We start from the raw sequence: 10,859 nt of genomic DNA, 5'->3' as shown, positions 1-10,859 counted from the left end.
GCTCATCATGTTTGCAGTCGTCACTATGCTGTAGATAACTGCTTTCCTCAGTCTGGTATTCCCTTTCAAGAGGGCGTGGCTTCTCCGAGAAAATATCCGAGAAGTTAGCCTGCGTCCGTTGCTTTTATATCCTTCAAAAAGGTCACTAGTTCGTATACATTTGAGGTTGGATTATCTCCGCCTCGTGCAGCAACTTCTTTATTTAATCTTTCGGCTGAATGAATCGCGCCATCCATCTGATTGAATAAATGTTGGAACGCTCCGCTCTGGCCTTTGGAGTATTCGGGCCAGTATCGGCGAAGCTCTTTCATTACTAAGCTGCCAGAGCTTTTTCCTCCGTTAGAAATAAACTCAGCGGAAGAGTAGGTGTAATGAAGTAATAGCCATACTTCAAAGCAAGGGACGGAAACAATCGCTTTGTAGGTATTTGTGGGATTAAAACTTTTTATAAGGGACACGGCTTCGTCGAAATTATCATGTTGGTCTCGGTCGATCACGCAAAACACCCGATCATACGGCTCAAGTCCCTTTCGGATTTCGTCCAAATATAAATTTTTGCCGTGGCGAGCAACGCTGACTGGGTCGGATCCACATTCTCCACTAATGCGAATATTGGCTGTATTAATCTCGTAATGAGATTTTATTTCGTTGAAGTAGTTTGGTTCGGTTTTGCTCCCCTCTGAAACAATCAGCACCTTTGGATATCTTTCCCTAAGTGCCTTGCTACGCTGCACGTCTTTTGCTTTTTTTGCTTTGCGGCGGTGGAAAAAATTATCGCTGCCCATGATTATGACACCGTATCCTTCAAAGGACGCACATAAGGCAAGGCGCCGTATCGTCCAGATAGATAAGCTGCTTCCAAATCCTCTCTACCTTTGCGAGGGCTAAAATCACTCAGTGGGTAGAGTCTTGTCGCCTGATTGTCTGTCTTTTCACAGAACCAAATCTGATCTCTTCTAAAAACTTCCTGATTGAGGATTGAAGTTTCATGTGTCGTAAAAATTAATTGTGCGTTATATGGGTTTGTTTTTTTGTTATGGAATAATTCTACTAAAAACTTGACGAGTTTCGGGTGTAAGTTGTCGTGAAGCTCATCAATTGCGAGCACTCGTCCTCGGGTAAGAACATCGATCCAAGGGCCTGCAAATGAGAAAAACTTTTTGGTTCCGTCAGACTCTTCGTTAAAGTTAAACTCAACAAGTTGCCCCTGCATACCTTTGTGCACTGTTTTGATGTCGTAGAATTTAGTTGGGGTTTCAACGTTATCAATAAGTTGCTTTCTGATTTCCTCTGGGATGGAGGCCGGTAAGTGTTTGGTGCTAAGCTGCTCAGCGGTTACCAAGATGTCTTTAATGTCAAGATCAGCAGCGGCTAAAAATTCAAGCACCTTTGTGCGAGATTCGTCTTTCTCGCATAGCGAAGCAGTATAGTTAGGTGTCCAGCCGGTGACTTTTCCTAATCCGAGGGTCTGCTTGAACCATGAGAATACGGGCTTAAGTTGTTTGCTATTTAGTAGGCTGGCTGTAGACAAAAATAACGCGTTGCTTCTGGTAGATTCTTGCCATAGTTGTTTTTGCCCGAGCAGTGAGCCGCCGAGACCCCAGTGATATTTCTCACCATCCCACGCTCTTTCAAACCAGCGTTGTGGCCGACCATTGGGGAACGCAATTAACCACTCATCTACCACTTGTGTTTTTGTAGCGCTAAACCCGTACTGGTACCTAACATTATCTGCTACAAAGATAGCTTCGAACTCGGTGGGAGAGTCGATTGTTTCTTCATCTAAAAGAAACGGTACTACCGGCAGCTCATCACCTTCTTGCTTATTTGTGGCTGAGTTCACAACTATTACGCGCATAGTGCGAAGAGCATTAAGCAAGTTCGATTTTCCAGCAGCGTTTGCTCCATAAATTACCGCAGAGTGCAGGAGAGCATCGGTAGCCTGAGCGTCTGGTTGAAAGCTGTTGCTTTCTACCAGTTCACCACCTTTGGCCTTAACCATACTCAGCGTTTGCTCGTCGCGGACCGATCTCCAATTTTTTACGCTGAACTGAATTAGCATTGCAGTAGCCCATTTAAAGGTGATTTTTGACAAAAAACGCCAAAAAATATAACGAAATCGACTTTAGCATGGTTTTTATACAGTGGTCATGACGAAAACCTATTCCGTCTTGATTTCGGACGCTGCTGATGAATTGCTCCCGGATTACCCGAGGCGGCACCACCAGGACTGTGCATAAGCGCACCCATCGATGTACTCAATCCCACTCAAGACGAATCCCGTCACAGCCATCCCCGCCAGCGTTGCGTCCAGCAATCGTGGTAAGGGATCTGGGTCGAGAGGCATGCCCACCTCAACACGGGCAACATTGGCACTCCGGCCCAGCTCGGCATTGTTCTCTGAGTTCACCATCACATTGCCCTTTATCGCTGGATAGCGTCGCCGTTCCTGGGGCGTCAGTGCAACGCCTCGGCACCTCATTGGGGTAATCAACATATGCATACGTTAGTCCGCCGACTCGCCAAGCTGGCGATCAAAAAGGGCTTCAATTGCATAGGCTAGGGCGCCATCAGCCTGCTCCAGGAGATCGCTCAGATCGTCACGGTCGATCACCAGGTTCCGATGCATGGCGTAGGCCTTTGCCAGCAGCATTTTGTGATGAGATCCCGCGTGCGCTAACAAAGCGGCTTCATCACGCAGCAGTGCGTGCCACAGCGCGATATCGGTTGCTTGGTCGACCGACCTTTCAGAATGTTCTTCACGCATCGCTGGCTCCTATTGATAACTGTATATATGAACAGTATATCTATGGGGCGGCGTCAAGCTATAGCAGGCCGATGAAGTGCTGGTGAGTGCGGATCAGGTTGGGACGCGGCGAAAGCCGGTGAGTGAAGGAAAAAGATCGCGAAAAAGCACTTATCCCCCTCCCGCCGACGGGCTTTGTGTCCCTTTTTTGTGCAAACAGGGATTGGGGTGCAAACGGTGCCCCCGCCCAAGCCCGCTGCGGGGGCTGGGGGATGTTTCGCAATTGCACAGAGTGCAAGGCTTTGCAAAAAAGTGCAGTGGCCTTGCGCATGTGTCACGGGACGGCAGGGGAGTGGTCATGCAAAGGAGGTGCCCGGTTTACGGGGGCTATGGTTGTGAAAACCTGCTGCAGGCGGTGTTTTCGTTTTCGGAACCGTTCATATCAGGGGTCAACCAGTTGCTGTCAAACCCTACGCAAAAACGACTGTGAGGCCCAGCCTGTCTGGGTTTCAAGCATCCCGAGACATTGCACAGCATCGCCATCAGTTTCCGGCTGTGAGTACCCACCAAGAGCGTGCGGAAAAAAACGCCAAAACGGTTAGCGCATGGCTATTTTCTAGGCGAGGGGTGGGAAAAGGGTAATTTTAGTAATCGGTAGGTAGGAATGGGCTGGAGCGCTTATAGAGCTTGGTCTTCAGCCATTACCTTGAAGGGTAATATAAGGTAACGAGAGAGGTAATATTTTGTTCAAGCCCCCATTTTACTGGGTTTGGCGGCTCACTGGCATTACTAGCTCTGAAAGTAATTTTCTAACCACTTACTTACCTTATTATTACCTCTATAAAATTATATCAACTATCTGATTTTATTAGGCTTTATCCGGTTTTTCACGGCTCATTACCAAAATTACCTTTTTCCCATGCCTCAACATAAATCACTCAAAACGGCTGTTCTGACCGTTTTCTGCAACCTGGTGCATTTGAGCCATGGGACTGACATGGGACAGATCCTGCGCGCACCATCGGGCTGCAGCCCTTATAAACCGGGGGCTTTTGTTTCGAAAACCGCGAACGGGTAGTTTCGAATCTCTCCTTCACCGCCATATTCTACAAACACAAACCCCTGATTTTCCTAGAGAAAGTCGGGGGTTTGTGGTTTTTGGTGTGTGGGAAAGGGCGCTATGGGACCCATCAGGGAACACAAAGCATAGTCAGATCCCAAACAGCGCCCGGGGGAATCCTGTTTCATCAGGCAAACCCAGCGATGCAAATGGACAGCCCGGCACCATAGGCTTGGAGTCGATGACGTCTGCAACCTGCTGTATCCATTTCGAGTTGGCTCCGATGGTTTTGACCAGATACCAAATGATCGCAATCAATCCGTATAGACGGCTCGTTGCATTCGAATCGAGGGAAAGTCTTTCGAAGTAGCGATCATTCGGAATGGTGGGCAGCGGATTGGCTGAAACCTGGTTCCAGATGCGGCTGTGGTGGGCGCACCGGTTTCGTAGGGTATTGATCTCTCGCAGCCATTCTTTCAAGATATTTGTGTGTTTGAGGCCAAACCGCTTGCAGATTCTGTTCCGGTGGCTGTCCTTCAAGATCTCGTAGTATTTCGATGCGGTGAACTGGGTGCCCGAGGCAAACGAATCTTGGCGTAATGGTTTTTTGCTAACGGTGCACAGCATCACGTTGCCGCTGGCATCGCGGAGAAATTCACAGCACGGGTACCAGAATCCGCTTAAGCGGTAGTAGCCGACCTGTCTGAGCTTACGTTCGGCTCGGGGTACGTCGGCGATTTGCATGCCACGGCTGGCGAGTAGGGAGCAGAGGGCGCTATAGGATCTAAACGGTTTTGGCGGAGCTAATTGTTGCGACATCCGTTGTCCAGAAAAAAGAAGGCCCAAACATAATGCTGGACTGAGCCAGCACCAGGGGTTCGGGCGCTATTGGGCTGATTATCTGTGCTGAAGGCGAGGGCGTCAATCCGCTGTCTCGTTTGAGCGGCAATAGGCGAACGGGTGAAGCCTATTGCTTGTTTGTAAGGCCAACAAGCCGGTTTCAGGTAGATACCCAACGTAAACGCACTCTCTTACGTAGCTCCCAGATTTATCCTACTTTCTTAGTTCGGCGTAACTCGGTATGTAGGCGACGGGTTTGCTGTCTGCTGTCAAATAGCCAATCAAAAAGCACCACTCGGCCACCGCAATGTCTACCGCCCATACGGACTCAACGGCCAGGACACTCCATGACCCACCCCCGAATCGGCTTCGCCTGCCAATATCGGCACCCAGATCGCGGCCTTTCAGTCAGCGCGTTAAAAGCAATCGAAAGCCCATTCAATCCTCGCACCACGACGTTGCGCTGGATGGATGGCGTCGCTCCCCAGGTCGCCCGCGACAAGCTAGTGGAAGTGGTCGTCCACAATCTCGACGCGCAGTTGCGCCTTATCGCCTACGTTGCCGAGTTGCCGCCTACTCTGCGCATGCTTCGCCTGAGCAGCGACCTGCTGCCGTTCTACAGCCATCCGAAAGTGCGCGGGTTCTATCAGGACACTGTTATTCAACATCAACTTGAAGAGCGTTTCGCCGCGATCGGCGATCTGGCGCGTTCGGCGGATATCCGCTTGTCCTTTCACCCGGGCCAATACTGCGTGTTGGGTTCGGATAAACCATCGGTGGTGGAAAACAGCATCGCCGAGTTTGAATACCACGCCGACATGATTCGGATGATGGGCTACGGACGGCGCTTCCAGGATTTCAAATGCAACGTGCACATCGCCGGGCGCCTGGGAGGCGAGGGGATTCGTGGGATCTGGCCGCAACTGTCGGAAGTGGCACGCAATTGCATCACGTTTGAAAACGAGGAGAAAACTTACGGCGTGGATGATTGCCTGCAACTCGCTGACCTTGCCCCCGTCGTGCTGGACATTCATCACTGTTGGATCAACGAGAACGACTACATCGCGCCGGATTCCTCGCGAGTCGATCGCATCATCGAAAGTTGGCGTGGGGTTCGGCCCACCATGCATTACTCGCAGCCGCCGGAGCGCCTTCAGGAGCTGGGTTTCGATGCGGACCGCAAGCTTGAGATGGAGGCGTTGTTGAAGGCCGTTTCCAAACGTGATTTGTACGGTCACAGTGATCAAATGTGGAACGACTGGACGAACACCTATGCGCTCAGGTTCCTGGACCGTTTCGACATTATGTTGGAGGCGAAAGACAAGAACCTGGCCGCGCAGGCGTTCTATGAAAATGTTGCGCGGCCGTATCTTGCTGCATTGTCGACTTAAGCGAACTTCAGACCACTGAACAGCATCATGCAACCCCACAGCAGTATCGGGCAAAAGCTTAACGGCGCATGCCGGTAAGGTTCTTCCTGAAGACCCTTACCCACTGAACTGCTGTGAGGTACATCATGATGAAATGGATGAGTTTGGCCTGGCGCGTCCAGGTTCTCGCTTTGTCTTTAATATTTTCAACGGCCCACGCCAGGGCCTCGGAGAACACTCAAAACACCAACACGGATCTGGTCCGCCAGGCATTCGCTAACTGGCAGCAAGGCAAAGGCTCGGCGTTCGATCTGCTGGCGCCCGATGCCAAATGGACCGTGGCCGGCACGAGCCCCGTTTCTGCTGTCTACGCCAGCAAGGCTGAGTTGGCCCAAGCCGTGCGGCCAATTACTGCGAGGCTGGCAACGCCAATTGTCCCTACGGTGCGCAGTATCGTTGCCCAGGGCGATGTCGTGGCGGTTCTTTGGAATGGAACGGCCACGGCGCTGGATCACAAACCCTACGACAACACCTATCTGTGGCACATGACGTTCAAGAATGGCCAGATCGTTGAAGTGACGGCTTTTCTGGATACCTACGCCTTGGACGACCTCATGCGACGGGTGAAACCCGCGCAGTGATGGCCTGTCGGAAACCGCGTGCTGGGCTATATTGTTCGAGCGCCCGTTTGATGGGCGCGTTGCCAATTCCCTTGCGCAACGCGCCCTTTCTGTTTGAGCCCCCGCCGCTTGCGCCTTTGAAATCTTTCCACATATGAATGCTCCCGGCAGTCATCAAACAGAAGTTGTGAAAAAACACAACAAGAGTACCATCGGCCCGAAGACAAGGACGCCCATGGATATACTCACACCATCACGTTTTGGCGACGCTGCGATTCTCTACCCAAACGATAAGGCTGGGCTTGATCGTTGCCTGCGCATTTTAAGGATGGCGCGCCCCAAAGGGTTCTCGGACCTGCAAAAGCTTTTCGGTGTGCACGGTGTCGACTTGTTCAAGCCCAGAGCTGCGATGAATTGGGTGGTGATCGACGTGGGTGGCAATAATCTGAGGGTGATAGGCGGAGTCAACTTCACCCGACAGAAGTTCTACGTCAAACACATCTACGCGCATGCTGATTACGACGTTGCCAACATCTGGTATGCAAGAAACAAAGGGGTAAGACGATGAGCGCAGCCCGGACCGACTTTCAAACCGTGATCGCTACGCTTGGCGAGCTACACGCGGTACTGGATCGCCTGCGCGGTGAGTTTGTGCACGGCATCAAAACTCCTGCCGACTATAAGCGTGCGACGGACTTGCTCGATGCGCTCACCGATGGGCACGAGCTGAACAGAACCGAAGAGAGAATTCTCGTTGAACTTGAGGATGAGATCCTGGCCTACCAGAGCGACTCCGACCAGTTTCGCGAATCGAATGCCGCTTTTGAGGCGACCTGCACGCCTGTACAGCTGATCAAGGACCTTATGGAGACGGTCGGGCTCACCGGTTCAGACCTCCCTGAAATCGGCGATAAAACGGCGGTGTCCAAAGTGCTCAATGGCGATCGGCCTATCAGTCACAAGATGGCGTATGCGCTGGCCGAACGATTTGCGATGGAGCCGAGTGCTTTCTTGACCGCAGGCTCGATAGAGGCGGCTCATATCGAAACTGTTCGTCTTCCCGTCGGTAAAACTTCAGCGTATCACCGCTTTCGCAACGACCCGTTGACCGCCCATTCAGTGAAAGAGCCCAGCGCTGGTGAATACAAAGTGGTGGCTTCGAAGGGCCGCAAAAAAACAGTCGAAGAGCCTGACAAAGGGTAGGGCAGTCATCTGCTGATTAAGGGCCGGGGCCAGTTGACGACTCACGGGAAGTCAGGATGATACGCACGCCCATCACCATCCCAACCAACACAGCGGCAAGACCTGTCGTCTCCAGAACTGTCGGCAACCGGCCATGAAACCACAAGCCGAGTAATGTCGCGAACAACGACTCCAGAGCGATCAACTGCCCGGAAAGCACCATGGGCAGGCGCCGTGACGCGGCGTTCCAAGCCCAGGCCCCGACAACGGATGACATCAGCGCAATCCCGAAACCCCAGAGGTATAGATCCCCTGCAACGGAAACACCAAAACCCAGGCTCGGCAGTTTGAGCAGATCGAGGGCTTGTACCGTCGGTAGCAGGCACAAGGTGCCGATTCCGGCGCCGACCATCATGAGACCGGTCCACGCACCTGATGCATCGGCTGGCAGCTTAAGCAGCGCCCGCTGATTCAACCAGCTGAATGCGAGCCACAACAACACGGCGCCAATTGAAAATAATAAGCCCATCAGCCACGAGCCATCGCTTGCGACGGGTTGATGGATCGCGCCGAGATTCGACAGCAGAAGTCCAACCGTCAAAAACATCAGTGGGATCGCCAGTTTGCGCCATTGAAGGGTTTTGGTCGTGGCGTTGCCCAGCAGTGCCAGCAAGACCGGCACCATGCCAATAAAGGCGGGGGTCAGCACCGGCCCGCCGAAGATGATGCCGGCGGCGATACAGGCGCTGTAGCCGAGGTAGCCGATCACGCCCAGGCCTGCGGCCAGAAAAACCTGATTGGGGCGCAGGCGTCGAAGCTGGGCTCGGTAGATCAGCATGACAGCCAGGCCCAGGGCACCGGCGATCAAGAATCTTACGATCAACAAGTCATAGATCGTGTAGGCACCGGTGACGTAAGGCGCAATGAAGTTCAACGCCCAGCTCAGCGTCGCGACCACGGCGAGGGCTAGTCCGGTGATGAGGTTCGAGTGGGTCCGGATCATCAGGCGTGCGCCCCGATGCACCGGCCATTGCAGCGAGTCCCTGAACCCTCTATAAAATCTCGCGCTGGCATCGCGTCCCTTTCGACCGTCGTTGGCCCTGGATATCTGACCTGCATGGAGCATCATCGTGAGCCAAATGTTTCCCCACCTCAACTCCCGAACTGACATTCGCCCCCGCAGTACGTTTCGCGCGCTGCGACATGCCTTTAACCTCAGCTTCCTGGCGCTGCTCAGCGGATGCGGAGCGCTGTCGGACGTCCGCTCTTTCTCCACCCCCTACTCAACTCCCGATGGTGCTGAGACCGCGCGCTTGCGGGTGATCAGCGATGGCATGGTCAGGGCTGTCCCCAAGTCTGATTGCGTGGACTTCCGTCTGCCGGGCGCGGGCGTCATGGTGGCGTTGCGCGATGGATACGCCAATCGCAACGGTGAGAACCTGGGCATGCCGGCTATCGGCAAATCCTCGCCCTCTACGGTAATGACTGAGCTGCGAGTGCCCGCCGGGAAGCCCATCGCTTTTCATTACATCGGGGCTCAGTGCTACAACATGTTCAGCTTTATTCCTGAGGCAGGAATGGATTACCAGCTGGAAGCAGCGGGGCGTTATGAATGTACGGTGACACTCCAGCAACTGCCTGCGGGATCGACGCAGCTCCCCCCTTCATTCTTGAAGGACAGCAAACTGTGTAGGGCAACGGACAACTTATAGCGTGGCGATTTTTCGACCGATCGATCAAATGGCCCCCATTCTTCGCTGTCAGGATCAATCCATGCCGTTGAGCTTTCAAAAGATGCATGCCAATGGCGACGACTTCGTCATCGTCGACGCGCGAAACGCCGTTAACCCAATGACAAGTGCCATGGTCCAGCGAATGGGTAATCGGAACCGGGGCGTGGGCTTCAACCAACTCGCGGTGCTGCTCGATTGCGACGATGCCGATGCGCGCGTGATGTTCTGGAATGCAGATGGCTCCGCATTGGATGTTTGCGGCAGCGCGACGCGGGGGGCTGCGGACCTGCTCATGCGCGAGGCCGATGTTACTTCGATAACCCTGCGCACTAACCGTGGGCTGCTTACTAGCGAACGTACCCCAACCGGCGACATTTCCGTCGACATGGGCGTGCCGCTTTTCGGCTGGTCGGACATTCCCTTGGCGCAAGAGCTGGACTCCACTGTCTTGCCACTGGCCGGCAATCCAGCCGCGTGCAGCATGGGAAATCCCCACTGCACTTATTTTGTCGATGATCTGGCTAGCGTCGACATCGCAACGATCGGACCGGCCATCGAAACCAACGTGCTATTTCCACTCAAGACCAACGTTCATTTCGTCCAGGTTGTTGATCGCAAACATATTCGACTGCGCATCTGGGAGCGCGGGGCGGGTATTGCGCTGGGTTCGGGGTCTTGTTCATGCGGTGCGGTTGTCAACGGGATTCGTCGTGGTTTGTTGGACGGTTCCGTCGAGGTTGAATGTGACGGCGGAAGCGTGACGGTGCAATGGGATGGCGTGGGTGCGGTCTTTCTTATCGGGCCGGTGGAGGCGAGTTTTTCGGGGACGATGAGTCAAGGCTGAGTCGGTAGGCTTTCCACCCCGACATAGCAAGGATCCGCAGGAAGTTCAGCTTGCTCGCCAACGCGGCAGTGAGTTACACACGGTCTTAATATTTACACACTCCGTGGCGAGGGAGCTTGCTCCCGCTTGAGTGTGCAGCGCTCACAAAAGGGGCTGCTGCGCAGCCCAGCGGGAGCAAGCTCCCTCGCCACAGGTTGTCGGTTTGCAGGCTTATTTGGCGGGCAAGCTTAAAGTGGAACCTGCCGGTGCCGCATCCAATCGACGGGCAATCACATCCATCACATCACACCCATCACGCAGCGGGATGCAGCAGAGCTGCGCCAGATCCTGAAGGGTCGCGGGTATCTGAGCTGTATGTCTTACAACCCAGCAAGCCCGCCACTTACATCAGGCCAAATCCCAACGATATGTAGGATATTTCTGTAGCCTCATCGCCCGTGCCCGCCCCTCACCCCCCCTTTGCC

12 protein-coding genes are annotated in these 10,859 nt (G+C 53.5%); 6 read left to right on the top strand and 6 right to left on the bottom strand.

What is annotated here, in order from left to right; genetic code table 11:
* Positions 1-104 precede the first annotated feature (104 nt).
* The 5 genes from HU762_RS22280 to HU762_RS22265 all read right to left on the bottom strand — a co-directional run bounded on the left by HU762_RS22280 (position 105) and on the right by HU762_RS22265 (position 4,625).
* Positions 105-785, bottom strand: a complete 681-nt coding sequence (locus tag HU762_RS22280; RefSeq protein WP_186640681.1) for an RloB family protein — start codon at positions 783-785, stop codon at positions 105-107.
* Between the two features lie 2 nt (positions 786-787).
* Positions 788-2,062, bottom strand: a complete 1,275-nt coding sequence (locus HU762_RS22275) for an ATP-binding protein (protein WP_186640679.1) — start codon at positions 2,060-2,062, stop codon at positions 788-790.
* Between the two features lie 144 nt (positions 2,063-2,206).
* Complete coding sequence (locus HU762_RS26790) at positions 2,207-2,503, bottom strand: hypothetical protein (RefSeq protein WP_238340423.1); 297 nt, start codon at positions 2,501-2,503, stop codon at positions 2,207-2,209.
* Positions 2,504-2,506: 3 nt separating this feature from the next.
* The gene (locus tag HU762_RS22270) at positions 2,507-2,767 is read right to left on the bottom strand and encodes a hypothetical protein (RefSeq protein WP_186640677.1); all 261 of its coding nucleotides are present in this window, start codon (positions 2,765-2,767) and stop codon (positions 2,507-2,509) included.
* A gap of 1,189 nt (positions 2,768-3,956) precedes the next feature.
* Entirely contained in the window at positions 3,957-4,625 is a 669-nt protein-coding gene (locus tag HU762_RS22265; protein WP_238340422.1) for an Abi family protein, read from the bottom strand.
* A gap of 368 nt (positions 4,626-4,993) precedes the next feature.
* Here HU762_RS22265 and HU762_RS22260 point away from each other — a divergent pair, with 368 nt between their 5' ends.
* The 4 genes from HU762_RS22260 (at position 4,994) to HU762_RS22245 (ending at position 7,839) form a co-directional block, all read left to right on the top strand.
* Complete coding sequence (locus tag HU762_RS22260) at positions 4,994-6,037, top strand: UV damage endonuclease UvsE (RefSeq protein ID WP_186640676.1); 1,044 nt, start codon at positions 4,994-4,996, stop codon at positions 6,035-6,037.
* A gap of 137 nt (positions 6,038-6,174) precedes the next feature.
* Complete coding sequence (locus HU762_RS22255; RefSeq protein ID WP_186640846.1) at positions 6,175-6,657, top strand: nuclear transport factor 2 family protein; 483 nt, start codon at positions 6,175-6,177, stop codon at positions 6,655-6,657.
* Between the two features lie 214 nt (positions 6,658-6,871).
* Positions 6,872-7,204: a type II toxin-antitoxin system HigB family toxin gene (locus HU762_RS22250; RefSeq protein WP_186640674.1), complete on the top strand. Its 333-nt coding sequence runs from the start codon at positions 6,872-6,874 to the stop codon at positions 7,202-7,204.
* On the top strand, positions 7,201-7,839 hold the full coding sequence (locus tag HU762_RS22245; RefSeq protein ID WP_186640673.1) for an XRE family transcriptional regulator: 639 nt from the start codon (positions 7,201-7,203) through the stop codon (positions 7,837-7,839). The genes HU762_RS22250 and HU762_RS22245 overlap by 4 nt, the downstream gene beginning before the upstream one ends.
* A gap of 16 nt (positions 7,840-7,855) precedes the next feature.
* Here HU762_RS22245 and HU762_RS22240 read toward each other — a convergent pair whose 3' ends face one another.
* On the bottom strand, positions 7,856-8,821 hold the full coding sequence (locus HU762_RS22240; RefSeq protein ID WP_186640672.1) for a DMT family transporter: 966 nt from the start codon (positions 8,819-8,821) through the stop codon (positions 7,856-7,858).
* A 136-nt stretch (positions 8,822-8,957) separates the two neighbouring features.
* Between HU762_RS22240 and HU762_RS22235 the strand changes: the two genes are divergently transcribed.
* Positions 8,958-9,530, top strand: a complete 573-nt coding sequence (locus HU762_RS22235; protein ID WP_225923608.1) for a hypothetical protein — start codon at positions 8,958-8,960, stop codon at positions 9,528-9,530.
* Positions 9,531-9,591: 61 nt separating this feature from the next.
* On the top strand, positions 9,592-10,395 hold the full coding sequence (gene dapF, locus HU762_RS22230) for a diaminopimelate epimerase (RefSeq protein WP_186640671.1): 804 nt from the start codon (positions 9,592-9,594) through the stop codon (positions 10,393-10,395).
* Positions 10,396-10,859 lie beyond the last annotated feature (464 nt).

Origin of the sequence: Pseudomonas sp. SWRI92 (assembly GCF_014268685.1) — a bacterium.
Classification (GTDB): Bacteria; Pseudomonadota; Gammaproteobacteria; order Pseudomonadales; family Pseudomonadaceae; genus Aquipseudomonas; species Aquipseudomonas marvdashtae.
The sequence above is the reverse complement of the archived record's forward strand: the minus strand, read 5'-3'. Positions and strand labels throughout refer to the sequence as shown.